The 15205-nt window shown below is 66.4% G+C and carries 16 protein-coding genes; 12 read left to right on the forward strand and 4 right to left on the reverse strand.

The genetic code is table 11. From position 1 onward, the window contains the following. Nucleotides 1–23 precede the first annotated feature (23 nt). The 4 genes from frr to gdhA all read left to right on the forward strand — a co-directional run bounded on the left by frr (nucleotide 24) and on the right by gdhA (nucleotide 4146). Nucleotides 24–581 carry a ribosome recycling factor gene (gene frr / locus EII42_RS00340; RefSeq protein ID WP_370318073.1) on the forward strand — a complete coding sequence of 186 codons (558 nt, stop codon included), beginning with the start codon at nucleotides 24–26 and terminating at the stop codon, nucleotides 579–581. Next, nucleotides 578–1444, forward strand: a complete 867-nt coding sequence (locus tag EII42_RS00345) for a phosphatidate cytidylyltransferase (protein WP_125170121.1) — start codon at nucleotides 578–580, stop codon at nucleotides 1442–1444. Before frr ends, EII42_RS00345 begins: the two co-directional genes overlap by 4 nt. A gap of 2 nt (nucleotides 1445–1446) precedes the next feature. Further along, entirely contained in the window at nucleotides 1447–2574 is a 1128-nt protein-coding gene (gene rlmN, locus EII42_RS00350) for a 23S rRNA (adenine(2503)-C(2))-methyltransferase RlmN (RefSeq protein ID WP_370318074.1), read from the forward strand. A 234-nt stretch (nucleotides 2575–2808) separates the two neighbouring features. Further along, complete coding sequence (gdhA, locus tag EII42_RS00355; RefSeq protein ID WP_125170122.1) at nucleotides 2809–4146, forward strand: NADP-specific glutamate dehydrogenase; 1338 nt, start codon at nucleotides 2809–2811, stop codon at nucleotides 4144–4146. 24 nt (nucleotides 4147–4170) lie between these two features. Here the strand turns inward: gdhA and EII42_RS00360 are convergent, their stop codons facing one another. Continuing rightward, a complete protein-coding gene (locus EII42_RS00360; protein ID WP_125170123.1) occupies nucleotides 4171–4860 on the reverse strand; it encodes a phosphotransferase in 690 nt (229 codons plus the stop codon). Further along, nucleotides 4857–5414, reverse strand: coding sequence for a methylated-DNA--[protein]-cysteine S-methyltransferase (locus EII42_RS00365; RefSeq protein ID WP_233558205.1), 558 nt, complete (start codon nucleotides 5412–5414; stop codon nucleotides 4857–4859). Before EII42_RS00365 ends, EII42_RS00360 begins: the two co-directional genes overlap by 4 nt. A 1-nt stretch (nucleotide 5415) precedes the next feature. Here EII42_RS00365 and dxr point away from each other — a divergent pair, with 1 nt between their 5' ends. Genes dxr through EII42_RS00390 form a run of 5 tightly spaced genes read left to right on the forward strand, consistent with a single transcriptional unit; the run spans nucleotide 5416 to nucleotide 11738 of the window. Further along, nucleotides 5416–6612, forward strand: a complete 1197-nt coding sequence (gene dxr, locus EII42_RS00370; RefSeq protein ID WP_125170124.1) for a 1-deoxy-D-xylulose-5-phosphate reductoisomerase — start codon at nucleotides 5416–5418, stop codon at nucleotides 6610–6612. 2 nt (nucleotides 6613–6614) lie between these two features. Further along, complete coding sequence (locus EII42_RS00375; RefSeq protein ID WP_125170125.1) at nucleotides 6615–7898, forward strand: RIP metalloprotease; 1284 nt, start codon at nucleotides 6615–6617, stop codon at nucleotides 7896–7898. A gap of 30 nt (nucleotides 7899–7928) precedes the next feature. Continuing rightward, nucleotides 7929–9071, forward strand: a complete 1143-nt coding sequence (ispG, locus tag EII42_RS00380) for a flavodoxin-dependent (E)-4-hydroxy-3-methylbut-2-enyl-diphosphate synthase (RefSeq protein ID WP_125170126.1) — start codon at nucleotides 7929–7931, stop codon at nucleotides 9069–9071. A gap of 5 nt (nucleotides 9072–9076) precedes the next feature. Next, nucleotides 9077–9910, forward strand: a complete 834-nt coding sequence (locus EII42_RS00385; protein ID WP_125170127.1) for a GNAT family N-acetyltransferase — start codon at nucleotides 9077–9079, stop codon at nucleotides 9908–9910. 55 nt (nucleotides 9911–9965) lie between these two features. Beyond that, nucleotides 9966–11738: a proline--tRNA ligase gene (locus tag EII42_RS00390; protein WP_125170128.1), complete on the forward strand. Its 1773-nt coding sequence runs from the start codon at nucleotides 9966–9968 to the stop codon at nucleotides 11736–11738. Nucleotides 11739–11785: 47 nt separating this feature from the next. Here the strand turns inward: EII42_RS00390 and EII42_RS00395 are convergent, their stop codons facing one another. After that, on the reverse strand, nucleotides 11786–12640 hold the full coding sequence (locus EII42_RS00395; RefSeq protein ID WP_125170129.1) for a hypothetical protein: 855 nt from the start codon (nucleotides 12638–12640) through the stop codon (nucleotides 11786–11788). Between the two features lie 64 nt (nucleotides 12641–12704). Between EII42_RS00395 and rimP the strand changes: the two genes are divergently transcribed. Next, the gene (gene rimP, locus EII42_RS00400; RefSeq protein WP_125170130.1) at nucleotides 12705–13160 is read left to right on the forward strand and encodes a ribosome maturation factor RimP; all 456 of its coding nucleotides are present in this window, start codon (nucleotides 12705–12707) and stop codon (nucleotides 13158–13160) included. After that, a complete protein-coding gene (gene nusA / locus EII42_RS00405) occupies nucleotides 13160–14128 on the forward strand; it encodes a transcription termination factor NusA (RefSeq protein ID WP_125170131.1) in 969 nt (322 codons plus the stop codon). The genes rimP and nusA overlap by 1 nt, the downstream gene beginning before the upstream one ends. A 54-nt stretch (nucleotides 14129–14182) precedes the next feature. Here nusA and EII42_RS00410 read toward each other — a convergent pair whose 3' ends face one another. After that, complete coding sequence (locus tag EII42_RS00410; protein ID WP_125170132.1) at nucleotides 14183–14761, reverse strand: hypothetical protein; 579 nt, start codon at nucleotides 14759–14761, stop codon at nucleotides 14183–14185. Nucleotides 14762–14854: 93 nt separating this feature from the next. Between EII42_RS00410 and EII42_RS13790 the strand changes: the two genes are divergently transcribed. Further along, on the forward strand, nucleotides 14855–15088 hold the full coding sequence (locus EII42_RS13790) for a YlxR family protein (RefSeq protein WP_125170133.1): 234 nt from the start codon (nucleotides 14855–14857) through the stop codon (nucleotides 15086–15088). Nucleotides 15089–15205: the final 117 nt, after the last annotated feature.

Consider the following 15205-nt stretch of genomic DNA (forward strand, 5'->3'; position numbering starts at 1 on the left):
ACCGATAGGAAGGAACGATCAGCATGATCGCCGAGACCGAAAAGGAAGCCGCAGCCAAGATGCAGCAGGCGGTGGACTACACGCGCGAGGATCTCGCGACGATTCGCACTGGTCGTGCGCATCCCGCGATGTTCAGCAAGCTCACCGCGGAGTACTACGGCGCGCCCACGCCGCTGCAGCAGCTCGCCACCTTCACGTCCTCTGACGCCCGCACGATGCTCATCACGCCTTTCGACCGCTCCTCGATCGGCGCGATCGAGAAGGCGATCCGCGAGGCCGATCTCGGCGTCAACCCGTCGAATGACGGCAATTCGATTCGTTGCGTCATGCCGCAGCTTACCGAGGAGCGGCGCAAGGAATACACCAAGCTGGCGAAGTCGAAGGCTGAGGATGGCCGCATCGCCGTGCGCAATGCCCGCCGGCACGCCATGGACGCCTTGAAGAAGCTGGAGAAGGATGGCGAGATCAGCAAGGACGACCTGGCCCGCGCGGAGAAGACGATCGACCAGGAAACCAAGAAGCACGTCGACCTGATTGACGACGTGCTCAAGCGCAAGGAGCAGGAGCTGATGGAGGTTTGAACCCTCCGGTAGTCCCACGAAAGACCCCGAAGGCGGGCCGGAATCTGCCGGTCGCCATCGGGGTCGGGCTTGCGTTGGCTGCGCCGATCGTCGCAGGCCTGCTGTGGTCGCAGTGGCTCTTCATCGTTGCGGTCACTGTTTTGCTGTGCCTGGGCACGGTGGAGGTGAGCCGGGCACTGGCGCTGAAAGAGATGCGGGCGGAGACCTGGCCGGTGTGCGTCGGCACGGCGGTTAGTCTGCTGGGTGTGTACTGGGTTTCCGCACACCCCGAGGTGGGCATCGCCCCGATGACCTTCACGGCCGCCACCTTGGGCGGCACCGTGCTGGCCGCTTTCGTGGCCCGCCTGTTCCGCGGCAGACCCGAAGGCTTCCTGGGCGATGTCGCGGCGAGCGCGTTCATCATCGCCTATATCCCCCTGATCGGGATGTTCGTTTCGCTACTGATGGCCCCCGAGAACGGGGCGGCGCGAATCACCACCATCATCGCGTGCGTCATCGCCTCCGACACGGGGGCCTTCGCCACCGGCGTGCTGCTCGGCAGGCACAAGATGGCCCCGCGGATCAGTCCAAGCAAGACCTGGGAGGGCTTCGCCGGCGGCCTGTTCTGGACCTCCGCTGTCGCGGTGGCCTGTTGCCACTGGCTGCTGGGGATCGACTGGTGGGTCGGTATTCCGATGGGCATGGTACTTTCGGTTGCGGCCACTGTGGGCGATTTGGTGGAGTCGCTGATCAAGAGAGATGCTGGTATCAAGGACATGTCCAACCTGCTGCCCGCGCACGGCGGTGTGATGGATCGTCTCGACTCGATGCTGATGGCTTTCCCCGTCGGCTGGTTCATCCTCAACCTGACGATGGGTTCCTAAGTTTGACTGCTCCCAAGAAGCTTCCCCTGGTCTTCGAAGCCCCGCGCCGTGGCAAGCCGCCCAAGCACTGGTTCGACCTCGACGTCGACGAACGCAAAGCGGCCGTGGAGCGCATGGGGCTGCCCAAGTTTCGGGCAGACCAGATCTCGCGCCACGTCTTCGACCGGCTGGAGGACGACGCCACCAGGTTCACAGATGTGCCGGCCGCCATCCGGAGTGAGCTGGGGGAACAGTTGTTTCCGCGGCTGCTCACGCACGTGAAACAGCTGACCGCTGACAAGGGAAAAACGATCAAGACGCTGTGGCGCCTCCACGACGGCTCACTGCTGGAGTCCGTGCTGATGGGCTATTCGGGGCGCACGACGCTGTGCATCTCATCGCAGGCCGGGTGCGGCATGGCTTGCCCATTCTGCGCCACCGGTCAGGGTGGGTTGAAGCGCAACCTGTCGCAGGCGGAGATCGTCGCCCAGGTGCTTGCCGCTAATCAGATCCTGGCCAGCGGCATCATGCCCGAGGCAAAGGGTCGGCTGAACAACATCGTTTTCATGGGCATGGGCGAGCCGATGGCGAACTACCAGGCGGTCCTGGGGGCGATCCGCACCTTCCTGGCACCCGCCCCCAACGGCTTCGGCATGAGCGCGCGCGGCATCACGGTCTCCACCGTCGGGCTCGTTCCCAGGATGCAGCAGCTGTCCGACGAGGGCCTGCCCCTCACGCTCGCGCTCAGCTTGCACGCACCCACCGACGAGCTGCGCGACGAGCTAGTGCCGATCAACCAGAAGTGGAATGTGGATGAGGTGTTGGACGCCGCCTGGAGCTACGCGGATAAGACCAAGCGGCGCGTCTCCATCGAGTACGCGATGATGCGCGACATCAACGACCAGGTGAGCCACGCCACGCAACTCGCCAACGTGCTCAAGCGGCGCGGAGACTGGAATTGGGCGCACGTCAACCTGATCCCGCTCAATCCGACGCCCGGCTCACGCTGGACCGCGTCGCGGAAGTCCGACGAGCGCGCGTTCATCGAGGTGCTTGAGCGGCGTGGGGTGCCGGTCACGCTGCGCGACACCCGTGGCTCGGACATCGACGGTGCCTGCGGCCAGCTGGCAGCGGCAGAACCCGTGGCGTGAGCGGAGCCGACTGTGCCCTCCCGCGGTGCAACCACCAAGGAGACGAGCCGGACTTCACCGCTGCCAACCGCCTAGCTTGTGGGCGGAAGGGAGTGCTGAGCGGAAGCGAGTGCGCACTCTAGCAGAACTGAGCCGGGCGCGCAGCCCCAGGTTTGACGGCGGTGCAAGGGCAATATCGAGTAGATTGGGCCAGCCTAGACTCCGTAACGTTGGTACATCGAATAGGAGACGAACATGGATCAAGCTCTCGAAGCCGTATACGAGACTGTCATTGCCCGAAATCCGGGTGAGGCCGAGTTCCACCAGGCTGTCCGCGAGGTGTTCGAGTCACTGGATCCCGTGGTCAAGCGTCACCCCGAGTACCTTCAATGGAAGATGCTGGAGCGGATTTGCGAGCCGGAACGCCAGATCATTTTCCGGGTGCCGTGGACCGACGACAACAACGAGGTTCAGGTGAACCGCGGCTTCCGAGTCGAGTTCAATTCGGCGCTTGGTCCGTACAAGGGCGGTCTGCGGTTCCACCCGAGCGTCTACCTGGGCGTCATCAAGTTCCTGGGCTTCGAGCAGATCTTCAAAAACTCGCTCACCGGCCTGCCCATCGGCGGCGCTAAGGGCGGATCCGACTTCGACCCGCACGGCCGCTCGGATGGTGAGATCATGCGGTTCTGCCAGTCCTTCATGACCGAGCTGTACCGCCACCTCGGCGAGTACACGGACGTGCCCGCGGGCGACATCGGCGTCGGCGGCCGGGAGATCGGTTACTTGTTCGGCCAGTACAAGCGTCTGACCAACCGGTACGAGGCCGGCGTGCTCACCGGGAAGGGCCTCGACTGGGGCGGCTCCCTGGTCCGTAAGGAAGCCACCGGCTACGGCACCGTCTGGTTCGCCGAGGAGATGCTCAAGACCCGGGGCGACAGCTTCGACGGCAAGACGGTCACGGTGTCCGGCTCCGGAAACGTCGCCATTTACGCGATCGAGAAGGTGCACCAGCTGGGCGGTAAGGTGATCGGCTTCTCCGACTCCTCGGGCTACGTCGTTGATGAGGCCGGCGTCGACCTGGAACTGCTCAAGCAGGTCAAGGAAGTCGAGCGGGGTCGGGTGGCGGACTACGCGGCCCGCCGCGACTCGGCGCGGCTGGCCACGGTGGGCAGCATCTGGGACGTGCCTACCCACATCGCGATCCCGTGCGCCACCCAAAATGAACTCAACGGAGACCAGGCTGCCGCCCTGATCGCCAACGGGGTGCTCGCGGTGGCCGAGGGCGCGAACATGCCCACCACCCCCGAGGGCATCGAGGCGTTCAAGCAGGCCGACGTGTTGTTTGGCCCAGCCAAGGCCGCGAACGCCGGGGGCGTGGCCACATCGGCGCTGGAGATGCAGCAGAACGCCTCCCGGGATTCCTGGGACTTCGAGTACACCGAGCGGCGCCTGCACGAGATCATGAAGAACATCCACGAGCAGGTGGCCGAGACCGCCGAGAGCTACGACATGCCGGGCAACTACGTGGCCGGCGCGAACATCGCGGGCTTCGAGAAGGTGGCCAACGCGATGCACGCCTTCGGGGTCGTCTGATCCCGGGCCAGGGAGCGCCGGGCCTCAGCCGAGGCCGGGACCCGGCGCCCACTGGGCCAGGTAGTGCGCGAGGAGGTCCTCGTCGGGGGCTCGGCCGTAGGCCGCCCAGAACGGGACCAGCACCGGCCCGAAGTGCTCCACCAGGGAAGCCGTCGCCACGGCCAGGTCGGCCCAGACGTCGCCGGGTCCGAGGTAGCCGACGTGCACGAAGCCGGCGAAGGACCCACCGGAGTCCAGTAGAAGGTTCTTCACCTGAGGGTCGCCGTGCAGCACCGCAATCTCGTCGCCGACGTCGTCGTTCAGCCAGGCCGGGGCATCGAAGATGCAGTCGCTTGCCGGGAGAGAATGCAGTCTCGCCAGGCCCTCGCCCAGCGCTGACGCCACTTCCTCGCCGCGGCTCGCCCAGCGGCCATCAACGGCTGGGCTCCCCGGCAGCGCGGCCGTCACCACCAGCGAACCGGCGTCAGTGGCGAGGTAGTCGACCATCGGGGGAGAGGCGAACCTACCGCTCAACCAGCTGAGCCGCTCCGCCTCGTCGAGCAGATCCCCGCCCGACCATTTCGCGTACAACGTCGGGCATTCGGCCCGGGTCAGGCGCGCCGTGACCCGGCCGCTGGGGCTCGGCCGCATCACCTCAGCGGGTTCGTAGCCGTGGTCGTTGGCCCAGCGGAGGATGCCCTTCGGGCACCCGGAGCTGGTTGCGGCCGGGGTCACCGCGAAAGCTCCCGTCCGATCAGGCGCTCCTTCAGGTCCAGGCCGTAGGCGAAGCCTCCGTGGGACCCATCCGAGCGAACCACCCGATGGCAGGGAACGAACAGGGCCACCGCGTTGCGTGAGCACGCGCTCGCCGCCGCGCGCACCGCGCTGGGCCGGCCGGCCAGCTCGGCCAATTCGGCGTAGCTCACCAGCTGGCCTGCAGGCACCTCGCGCAGTGCGCGCCAGGCGGCCAGCCGAAACTCGCCGGAGAGCTGCTTGACCTCGGCGCGAGCCGGGGCCGAGTGGTCACCTGCGTAGTAGTCGGCCACGAGGAGGCGGACCGTTCGCAGGTAGCTCGGCGAATCGTCGAGCCGCCTGGGGCGCAGACTCGGGTGAACGTGGGCGAGCAACCGCTGCGGGTCCCCGCTCCATCCGGCGGCGATCAACTCATCCCCGTCCACGATGAACCCGAACGGGCCGTCGGGTGTTTCCATGATGTCCAGACCAGCCAATTCCTGCTTCTCCTCGCGGGTGATTGCGTAGCACTTCCCCCATCGTGCCAGACTGGGCAACGTGCGAAGTGTTGTCCTGCTCGGCTCGACCGGCTCCATCGGTACCCAGACCCTCGACGTCATCTCGTCGCGGCGGGATCAGTTCCGTGTCATTGGATTGTCCGCATCGGGCAGCCAGATCGAGCTGCTCGCCAGGCAGGTGGTGGACTTTGCACCCGAGGTGGTCGCTCTGGCTGATGCGACGAAGGCGCGGGCTCTGCAGTCGGCGCTGTACGCTGTCGCGGAGCGCCGAGGCTGGGCGGCCGGACAGTATCAGCTGCCGAAGCTGCTGCTCGGCCCGGAGGCATCGGTCGAGCTGGCGCGCGCCGATGCCGACGTCGTGGTGAACGCCATCACGGGAGCCGCAGGCCTCAGGCCAACCCTGGCGACGCTCGAAGCGGGCACACGGCTGGCGCTGGCCAACAAGGAATCCCTGGTGATCGGCGGGCGGCTCGTGACTCAGGCCGCCCGACCCGGCCAGATCGTCGCCGTGGACTCGGAACACTCGGCCTTCGCGCAGGCGCTGCGTGCGGGCAGGTCGGCGGAGGTGCGCAGGCTGATCCTCACCGCCAGTGGCGGGCCGTTCCGGGGCCGGAAGCGCGCAGAACTGGCGACAGTCGGCGTCGCCGACGCGCTCGCTCACCCCACCTGGGACATGGGGCGGGTGATCACGATCAACTCCGCCACCCTGGTGAACAAGGGGTTGGAACTGCTGGAAGCCGCGCTGCTTTACGACGTGGCTCTCGACGATATCGTCATCACCGTGCACCCGCAGTCGGTCGTCCACTCGATGGTCGAGTTCTGCGACGGGTCGACGATGGCCCAGGCCTCGCCCCCCGACATGCGGCTCCCGATCGGGCTGGCGCTGACGTGGCCGGAGCGGCTCCCTGACGCCGCAGCGGCCTGCGACTGGTCCAAGGCGGCTTCCTGGACGTTCGAACCGCTCGACAACGAGACCTTCCCCGCCGTGGAACTGGCCCGCCGCGCGGGAAAGGCGGGAGGAACCGCCCCCGCCGTGTACAACGCGGCCAACGAGGCCTGCGTGGACGCGTTCTGCGCAGGAAGGCTACCCTTCCTCAGCATCACAGAGGTGATCGAACGCTGTCTGGATGAGCACCTGAGCGGCGCGCACGTGCCGGACAGCGCGCTCAGTCTGACTGCCGTGCTGGAAGCCGACCGCTGGGGGCGGAACCGCGCCACCGAACTGACCAAGGAGTGAGCATGGAGATCCTGCTGACAATTGTCTTCGCCGTCCTCTTCTTCGCTTTGATCATGGCGTCGATCGCGCTGCACGAGATCGGCCATTTGGTTCCTGCCAAGCTGTTCGGCGTGAAGGTGACGGAGTACTTCGTGGGCTTCGGCAAGCGAATCTGGTCGGTGAGGCGCGGCGAAACCGAGTACGGGTTCAAGTGGATCCCGCTGGGGGGATACGTGCGGCTCGTCGGCATGTACCCGAAAGCGAAGCCTGGCGAGAGGCGCAACTGGCTCACCCGCATGGCCGACGAGGCGCGGGCTGGCGAGTGGGCCGATATCACACCGGCGGACGAGGGCCGGCTGCTGTACCAGCAGAAGACCTGGAAGAAGATCACGGTCATGCTGGGTGGCCCGCTGATGAACATCGTCTTGGCCTTCCTCATCTTCCTCAGCATCAACCTGGTGCACGGTTCCTACGTCTCTACGCTCAGCGTGAGCGCGGTGAGCGACTGCGTCATCCCCACGGATCGTAAGCCGCAGGTGTGCGCCAGCGACGACCCGGCTACGCCCGCGAAAGAGGCCGGTGTGCTGCCCGGCGACGTCATCGTCGCGTTCAACGGGGTGCGGCTCACCGACTGGGACGAGATGAGCGACCTGATCCGCGCCAACCGGGACGGCGAGGCGCGCGTCGTGGTGCTCCGCGAGGGTCGGGAGATCGAGTTGCCTGTGGTTCGGACTCGGCTGAACCAGCTGCCAGACAAGCTGGACCCGACGCAGACGGTTGAGGTGGGCTTTCTCGGCGTGGTCCCAGCCATCGAGCAGCGCAGGCTCGGGCCGATCGCTACCGCACAGCAGATGTGGAACATGTCAAAGCAGTCCGCCGTGGCACTGGCGAACTTCCCGGTCAGGGTCTACCGGGTGGCGGAGGATTTGGTGCTCGGTCGGCCCCGCGACATCAACTCGCCCATTTCGATCGTCGGCGCCAGCCGCGTGGCTGGCGAGATCAGTGTCAGCGAACGGATCCCGATCGGCGATCGCATCGCGACGTGGTTCTCGCTGCTCGGCTCGGTGAACTTGTTCGTGGCGTTGCTCAACCTGGTTCCGCTGCTGCCTCTGGACGGCGGACACATCGCGGGCGCGCTGATCGAGTGGGTGCGTCGCAAGGCGTACCGACTGCTCGGTAAACCCGATCCCGGGCATCTGGACACCGCGAAGGGGCTGCCCATGATCTTCGTGGTGGGCGGATTCCTCCTGCTGGGTGGTCTGGTGTTGATCATCGCAGACATTGTTTCGCCGCTCAGGTTGCTCTAGCTTCGCGCACCACCGACTAGAATCACCAGCATGACCGTAAGCCTTGGCATGCCCGCTCCCGCCCCGATGACCATCTCGCCACGCCGCGAATCGCGGCAGATCCGGGTGGGCAAGGTGCTGGTGGGGGGCAACGCACCGGTCTCTGTGCAGTCAATGTGCACCACCAAGACCACCGACATCAACGGGACGCTGCAGCAGATCGCCGAGTTGACGGCGGCTGGGTGCGACATCGTGCGGGTGGCGGTGCCCAGCCAGGACGACGCCGACGTGCTGCACATCATCGCCAAGAAGTCGCAGATCCCGGTCATCGCGGACATCCATTTCCAGCCCCGATACGTCTTCGCGGCCATCGACGCGGGCTGCGCGGCGGTGCGCGTGAACCCGGGCAACATCAAGCAGTTCGACGACCGGGTCGCCGAGATTGCGCGGGCCGCCACCGACGCGGGCGTTTCCATTCGGATCGGCGTGAACGCCGGGTCGCTCGACAAGCGCTTGCTGGCCAAGTACGGTGCTCCGACGGCGGAGGCCCTCGTCGAGTCGGCCCTGTGGGAGGCATCGCTGTTCGAGGATGTCGGCTTCGGTGATTTCAAGATCTCCGTCAAACACAATGACCCCGTGGTGATGGTTCGCGCCTACCAGCAGCTCGCCGCTCAGTGCGACTACCCGCTGCACCTGGGCGTCACCGAGGCCGGGCCGGCATTCCAAGGGACCATCAAGTCCTCGGTGGCCTTCGGCGCCCTGCTCGGGCAGGGTATCGGCGACACGATCCGCGTCTCGCTCTCCGCGCCGCCCGTCGAGGAGGTGAAGGTGGGGGTGAAGATCCTGGAGTCCCTCAACCTGCGGCCGCGCAAGCTGGACATCGTCTCGTGCCCGTCCTGCGGCCGCGCGCAGGTGGATGTCTTCACCCTCGCCGAGCAGGTGACGAAGGGCCTCGAAGGGCTGCAGGCGCCGCTTAGGGTTGCGGTGATGGGCTGCGTCGTGAACGGCCCGGGGGAGGCCCGCGAGGCCGACCTTGGGGTGGCTTCCGGCAACGGCAAGGGGCAGATCTTCGTCAAGGGAGAGGTGATCAAGACAGTGCCCGAGGCGGAGATCGTCGAGACCCTGATCGCTGAGGCTCAGCGCATCGCCGACGAGCTGGGCGAGGTGGGCGAGCCGCAGGTGAGCGTCTGCTGACCGCCATGGGTGCTGTCACGCAGGTTGGTCCCGGGGACGTCGGACAGGTTTACTCCTTCCTGGAACGTGCGCCGTACGAGAATTTGATGCTGGCCGCGCGGTTGGCGGAGTTCGGCCTGGACCGCCGCCGCTTGGGCCGGCTGCTGGCGTATCGCAACCCCGCTGGCGAGATCAGCGCGCTCTGCCTCGACGGCGGCACCGTCTTCGTCACCGGCTACGACTCGGCTGCGGTGGCGCACTTCGTGCGGGAGTTGGGTTCGTTTCGCATCGCGACCTCCATCGTGGGTCCGTCGTTCAGCGCGCTTGGGCTGTTCGTTGGGCTCTCCGCCAGGTGGGGGGACATGTGGGCGGTCAACTCCAACATCCGCTACACGCAGCCGCTCATGGTGCTCGACGAGCCGGTCGCCGGCGACGTCGACCCCCGGGTGGTGCGGCTTGACGAGTCGGTCTACGACTCCTACCTCGCCGCATCCGTGGACATGTACACCGCGGAGATCGGCAGCTCGCCGTTCAAGTACGGGCCCGGCTACGAGACCTACGTGCTCGAACGGCTGCGACAAGGCGACGCGTGGGGCATCGTCGAAAACGACGAGGTGATCTTCAAAGCGGATCTCGGCCCGCGCTTCGGCGACCAGGTGCAGGTGCAGGGCGTGTGGGTTCGGCCCGACCTGCGTGGCCGCGGGATCGCCGTGCCAGCGCTGGCGGCGATGCTCACCGACGTGCAGCGCGGCTTCCCCGTGGTGTCGCTCTACGTGAACGACTTCAACCTGCCCGCCATCCGCACCTACGAGCGGCTCGGCTTCAGAACCGTCGCCACCCTCTCGACGATCCACTACTGACCCGCGCCGGGCTCTCCCGTGGAGCTTCCCGCCCGCCTACAGGTACACTTGGCGCGTGATTTCGCGACTTTCCAAGCTCTTTGTCCGCACGCTGCGCGATGACCCGGCCGACGCCGAGGTGGCCAGCCACAAGCTGCTGGTGCGCGCAGGCTACATTCGACGCGCCGCCCCGGGCATCTACTCCTGGCTGCCGCTCGGCCTGAAGGTGCTGCAGCGCGTTGAGGCGATCGTGCGCGAGGAGATGCTGGCCATGGGCGCGCAGGAGGTGCACTTCCCGGCGCTGCTACCCAGTGAACCCTACGAGGCGACCGGGCGGTGGAGCGACTACGGGGAGAACCTGTTCCGGTTGAAGGACCGCAAACAGGCCGACATGCTGCTGGGCCCCACCCACGAGGAGATGTTCACCCTCATGGTGAAGGACCTCTACACCTCCTACAAGGACCTGCCGCTCAGCCTGTTCCAGATCCAGACGAAGTACCGCGACGAGGCGCGGCCGAGGGCCGGCCTGCTGCGTGGGCGCGAGTTCGTGATGAAGGACTCCTACTCCTTCGACGTGCACGAGGAGGGCCTGCAGGCCAGCTACGCGAGGCACCGCGAGGCCTACCAGCGGATCTTCGACCGGCTCGGCTTCGACTACGTGATCGTCTCGGCCATGGCCGGGGCCATGGGCGGGTCGGCGTCGGAGGAGTTCCTGGCGATCTCCCCGATCGGAGAGGACACCTTCGTGCGTTCGCCGGGCGGCTATGCGGCCAACGTCGAGGCGGTACGCGTTGCCGCTCCCGAGCCGCTGCCCTTCGACGATGTGCCCGCCCCGACGCTGCACGCCACGCCCGGCGCCGCATCCATCGAGGATCTGGTGGACTTCGCCAACACGCACTTCCCGCGTTCCGATCGCGCCTGGGAAGCCGCCGACACGCTGAAGAACGTCGTGGTCATGCTGGTGCACCCCGACGGCAAGCGCGAACCGTTGGTGATCGGCCTGCCGGGCGACCGCGTCGTCGACGACAAGCGACTGGAGGCGGCGGTGACACCCGCCGAGATCGGCGAGTTCGCGGAGGCCGACTTCGAGCGGCATCCCGAGCTGGTCAGGGGCTACATCGGCCCCATCCGAGACGGCGTAGCTGTGTTGGGCATCGAGGGCACGGCCAAGGTGCGCTACCTCACCGACCCGCGCGTCGTGGTCGGAACCCGCTGGCTCACGGGCGCCAACATCGCAGATCATCACGTAGCCGACGTGGTGTTCGGCCGGGACTTCACCTCCGACGGGGTGCTCGACGTCGCGGACGTCCGCGACGGGGATCCGGCGCCCGACGGTTCAGGTCCGCTGCAACTCGCCCGCGGCATCGAGATGGGCCACATCTTCCAGCTCGGCCGCCGCTACGCGGAGGCGCTGGGGCTTAAGGTGCTCGACGAGAATGGCAAGCTGGTGACCGTCACGATGGGCTCCTACGGCATCGGAGTGTCGCGCGCGGTAGCCGCCGCAGCCGAGGCCAACCACGACGAGCTTGGCCTCAGCTGGCCCCTCGAACTCGCCCCCTACCAGGTGCAGGTGGTGGCCACCGGCAAGGAGGAGAGCGTGTTCGCCGAGGCGGAGCGCATTGCGCAGCAGTTGGACGCGGCGGGGGCGGATGTCCTCGTTGACGACCGCAAGGCCAGCCCCGGCGTCAAGTTCAAGGACGCGGAGCTGCTCGGGATGCCCTTCATCATCGTGGTGGGCCGTGCGCTGAGCGAGGGCAGGGTCGAGTTGCGCAACCGGGCGACCGGGGAGAAGCGCGAAGTCGCGGTCGGCGACATCGTCGCAGAAACGCTGAAGCTCATCGGACGTTGAGCTGCTGGGGGGCGGCTGCGGGCTGGCCGCAGCCGCCCCGACACCGGCTAGCCGGGCATGCCTGGCCAGGAGGGCATCGTCGCGCCGGAGGCGTGCAGGTGCTCGACGCTGGCCCACGCCTGAGCGAGATACGGCTCGGTGGCTTCCGCGCTGAGCAGGGTCAGGGCGTGCAGGAGATTCGTCTCCAACAGCTGCCAGGCGCTGCGGATCTCCTCGACGGTGTTCATCGGCGGCAGGTCGAGGCTGGCCGGCTGGCTCGGGGAAGGTAGCTCGGTACGCAGCAGTTCGCGCAGCGAATGCAGCTGCAGCTGCCTGGCGCGCAGTACCTCCACGAGCGGATCCTCGCGCGATAGCCGCCCCAGCGCCGCGTTCAGCCCGTAGTCCAGGGCCCACACGTGGGTGAGGGCGACGGCCCGCTGCCCGGTCAGTCTGCTGGCCCTGGTCGGGATGCCGCCCGTTGCCGGGACCGATTCGACGTTCGTCAGCCCGCGCGCGGCCACCGCGCAGCTGAGCAGGAGGAGCCGAAACGGCGGCTCAGCTTTCGTGCCCAGCGTGCCCAGCTCGTCTGCCGCGGCCGCGGGCTCGACGGTCGGGCCGTGGGCTGGGGGGAGCGGTTCAGGCTCTGCGGACTCTGCGAACGGATCGAATGAGTTGAGCCGGGCCAACCGTTCGTCGCACCACATCAGTGAGGATTTCCGCCAGGGGGAATCCGATGCTTCCGCGATGTGCCGTCGAAGCCCCGCCAACACCGTCGCCGCGGCGGCCAGTTCACGATGCCCGGGCCGATCCTCGAAGCGGGGAGGGTCGCTGGGCGGGGTCGAGCCTGGGACGACCACGGGGCTACCGGCACAACCGACCAGCGCGACCGGGCTGAGCAGCAGGGCGCGGCGTGAAAGAGTCATAGGGTGCAGCCTATAGGTATGCTGGTCGGACACAAACGAAAAGAAAATCGGATATGGAGTGGCCATGCAAGAACGAGCAATCGCCGAGGTCGTCGAACCCATCCTCGCCAGTTTTGGGCTCGAACTCGACGATCTGGATGTCACGCCGGTCGGCAAACGTGCGCTGTTGCGTGTAACTGTGGACGGCGACGGCCCGGAGGGGAAGGGGCCCCTGTTGGACGACATCGCCGAGGCGTCGCAGGCGATCTCTGTTGCGTTGGACGAGAGCCCGGCCGTCGGCGAGTTGCCCTATACCCTCGAACTGTCGTCGCGCGGTGTGTCCAAGCCGTTGACTGAGCTGAAGCACTACCGGCGAAACATCGGCCGTCTCGTGAAGCTTTGGCTTGCCGAGGGCGAGAAGATTGCCCGGATTGTCGCTGTAACCGATGACGCGGTGGTCGTCGAACCTGAAACCGCATATCCACTCGACCAGATCAACAAAGCGATCATTCAGGTCGAACTCAACCGCAAGGAGGCCTGATGGACATCGACCTTTCCGCTCTGCGCGCAATTGAGCGCGACCGTGAAATTCCTACGGAGTACCTGCTCAAGACGCTTGAGGACGCCATCCTCAATGCCTACAACAAGACCGACAATGCGTTGCGCGGGGTGAAGATCGACATCAACCGCAAGACCGGAAAGGTGTCGGTGCTGGCACCGGAGTTTGGCGACGACGACGAGATCATCGGTTATTTCGATGACACGCCGGAGGATTTCGGGCGGGTAGCGGCCTCCACTGCCCGCCAGGTCATCACGCAGCGAATCCGCGAGGCCGAGGATGACCAGAAGTATGGCCATCTGTCAGCCAGCGAGGGTGACATTGTGACTGGCGTCATCCAGCAGGACCGCGACTCCAAGACGGTCCGGGTGGATCTGGGCACGATCGAAGCCATCATGCCTCTGGCTGAGCAGTGCCCGGGCGAGGAGTATGCGCACGGGCGACGGCTGCGGGTGTTCGTGGTGAGCGTCCGTCGGGAGCTGAAGGGCCCGCAGGTGGTGGTTTCGCGCACCCATCCGAACCTCGTGAAGAAGTTGTTCGCGATGGAGGTGCCGGAGATTGCCGATGGGGTCGTGGAGATCAAGGAGATCGCGCGGGAGGCCGGGCATCGCACCAAGATCGCGGTGCACTCGAACAACCCCGACGTGTCCGCCAAGGGCGCGTTCATCGGAACGAATGGTTCTCGGGTGCGGGCCGTCACGAACGAGCTGGGCAACGAGAAGATCGACATCGTCGACTTCTCCGAGGACCCGGCGCGCTTCGTCGCGGCTGCTCTTTCCCCCGCGAAGGTGCTGAACGTCATCATCACCGACAAAGCGGGCAAGGCCTGCCGGGCGGTCGTGCCCGACTACCAGCTCTCGCTGGCGATCGGCCGAGAGGGGCAGAATGCTCGGTTGGCAGCTCGGCTCACCGGGTGGCGGATCGACATTCAGCCCGACACTGGGCACTGAGAGATTCCGGGGGCGGTTTGCGGCCTCCCCCGGAACTCTTTCCAGAACACGCAGTCAGCGGCCGCGTCCGCCTGGGTGCACGATGCCTGCTCGGATGGCCTTCTCGACGGCGGATGCCTCCTCCTGGGTCAGCTTGCCGTCTGTGACGGCTTGATCCAGCATGGGCTTGGCATCCTCTGCCTGCTGGGCAGCGACCGCGGCGCGGGTCTCGTCGATGGCCGCTTTGATGGTGGCTTCGTCCTTGCCCAACTGGCTGGAGAGTTCCGCGATCATTTTCCGTTCGTGTTCTTCTCTCGCGGCTCGCCTGTCGACTTCGGCTGCATCCGGGTCTGGGCGGTCTGGTTTGCCGACGACGGTGCGGGCCGCCTCGAAGGCGTCGACCAGACTTGACTCGTCAACGTCGAGCCTGGCTGCCAACCCGGACAAACTCGCTCCCGGGATGCCGGGGATTCCTCCGTGCTTTCCTCGCCGGTGCCCCGGCTTTCCGGGGTCCTGGTGGCCGGGCCCGCTGACGATCGGGTCTGTGGGACTGGGGCTCGATTCGTCGGCCAGGGCTTGGGTGATTCCGAGTCCTCCGCCGAGCAGGGCAATGCTGGCCAGCCCGGTCAGGAAAATCGTTTTCGCATTCTTCATGAGCATCTCCTTTTCTCGTTGCCTGCTTTACACGATTCCGGCCGGGGCTGTGCCGAGGCTGTGAGCGGGCTGGGGGAGGGCTGATAGATTCGGATGGTGGATCAGCGAACCTGCGTCGGGTGTCGTCGGGTGGACGACCGGGTCAATCTGGTGCGTTACGTTGCGGTTGCCGGTGAAGCCATGGAGGCGACGCGGCCCCGCTTGCCGGGCCGGGGCGCCTATCTGCACCCCGGGTGCTTTGAAGTCGCTCTGAAACGCCGCGCGCTTGAGCGGGCGTTGGGTTTGGTCACAACAACCCGAATCCGCTCGAAACCTGCAGGCTCCTAGTTCGCGCTGGACGCGTTTCGGCGATACAATGGCCCAGGCCTTTCTCACAGGCCGATCGTTCCATGCCTCCGCCCGGGGGCACTAACCAGAAGGTGGGCTAACGCTCATGACCACTCG

Source organism: Tessaracoccus sp. OH4464_COT-324 (assembly GCF_003932855.1).
In the GTDB taxonomy this organism is placed as follows: Bacteria; Actinomycetota; Actinomycetes; order Propionibacteriales; family Propionibacteriaceae; genus Arachnia.